This window comes from Bradyrhizobium sp. SHOUNA76 (genome assembly GCF_023006445.1).
Taxonomy (GTDB): domain Bacteria; phylum Pseudomonadota; class Alphaproteobacteria; order Rhizobiales; family Xanthobacteraceae; genus Bradyrhizobium.
Genome location: NZ_JALBHA010000880.1, coordinates 1 through 1417 on the forward strand (window position 1 = coordinate 1; position 1417 = coordinate 1417).

General features: G+C 67.5%; 1 protein-coding gene and 1 pseudogene. One reads left to right on the forward strand and one right to left on the reverse strand.

Features of this window, described 5'->3' with window-relative positions; genetic code table 11:
- A pseudogene (locus MOV74_RS38195) lies at positions 1–544 on the forward strand (hypothetical protein); the annotation flags it as partial.
- Positions 545–571: 27 nt separating this feature from the next.
- On the opposite strand, the gene MOV74_RS38200 reads toward MOV74_RS38195, so the two are convergent.
- Positions 572–1222: a tetratricopeptide repeat protein gene (locus MOV74_RS38200; protein ID WP_246932685.1), complete on the reverse strand. Its 651-nt coding sequence runs from the start codon at positions 1220–1222 to the stop codon at positions 572–574.
- Between the last annotated feature and the right edge of the window lie 195 nt (positions 1223–1417).

The following is a 1417-nucleotide window of genomic DNA, read 5'->3' on the forward strand; positions in this document are numbered from 1 at the left end:
CCCGGCCCCCGACGCCAACGATCTGGTGCGTGCCGCCATCGAGCGCCTGCGCAAGTCGCCTGAGGGCAAGTCGGCTGAAGGCAAGTCGTCCGAAGGCAAGTCGGCTGAGGCCAGATCTTCCGAAACCAAGCCCGCCGAGGTTCGGCCGTCCGAGGCCAAATCAGCCGAGAGGCCGCCAGAGCCTGCGGTGCGGGAGGCCGCCCGCACGCCGGAGGCCCCGCGGGTCATCAGTATGGAGCCGGCTACGGTCCGTCCGCTGCCGCCGCCGATCACGGTATCGACGCCCTCATCCGAGGCCTATGGCAGTGATGGCTCCTCGTCGGCCAATCCGCCCTACACGGCCTCGGTCAGCAACGACGATCCGAATCGGATGACGCCGCCGGCTGACATTCCCGTGCCGATGATCGCGCCGCCGCTCGATCTGCGCGCCGACGCCGGCGCCTCCTTGCCGCGGCCGAAGAAGACGAATGTCGCCGACGAGATGCTCTCGGGCATGAAGTCGATGTTCCACTCGGTTCTGCCGAAGAGCGCCACCCCCGATTAAGACAGCGGCTTCGCTGCGCCCAAATCGTCAGCCGCCGACGCGGGCGAGGCCGCTGCGCGCGGCGTCGTCGCGTGGGCGAAGCGAGACAGCCCTGGTGTAGGACGCCGCCGCCTTGGCCTTGTCGCCCAACCGTTCATAGGCCTGTCCGCGCGTGGTCCAGACCTGCGCGTTGTGCGGATCGGCCTCAGAGGCCTCATCCAGATCGGCTACGCCCTCCTTGACCTTGCCGAGCGCGAGATAGCTGGTGGCGCGGCCGAGCAGGGGGTCGACCTTCTGCGGGTTGAGCCCGCTCGCAGCGGTGAAATCGGCGATCGCGAAATCGTGCTGGTTATTGCCCTGGTAGATCAGGGCGCGGCCATAGAGCGCCTGCGCATTATAGGGATCGAGTCCGACGGCGCGATTGAACTCGTCGAGTGCTGCCGCGGTCTCGCCTGACTTTGCCAGGGCTTGCGCTTTTGCGGTGTGGGCCTGAGCTTCGGTGACGTTGCCGGCGCTCACCGCGCTCTCGGCGGGCGCGGCCGCCTTGGGTGCTTCCTGAGGCTTGTCCTTATCCGGCATCAGCGATCCCAGATCGAAGGAGCAGCCGCACAGCGCAATCCCCATCAAAGCCAGCGCGAACGGCTGCTGCCAGATCTGGCGTAGCCGTGCCAAGCCGCGCTCGGGGAAAGGGGAGGCCATCTACGGTTCGCTCGCGCTGGTGCCGCATAGGTAGTGCCCCGTCCCAGAAAGGCACCGCTCACAAACAATAACGCGGGCCAGGGGCCCGCGTCATCGTAAACTGAAATCTTGCTAAATGCGGTAGGTCTATCAGCGCGGTCCGCGCGGACCTGCACCCGGGCCGCCACGACCGCCGCGATCACCGCCGGGACCGGC

Bases quoted from the DNA above. Each gene is read 5' to 3' on its own strand.
- MOV74_RS38200 (WP_246932685.1), bottom strand. From the start codon at position 1,222: ATGGCCTCCCCTTTCCCCGAGCGCGGCTTGGCACGGCTACGCCAGATC.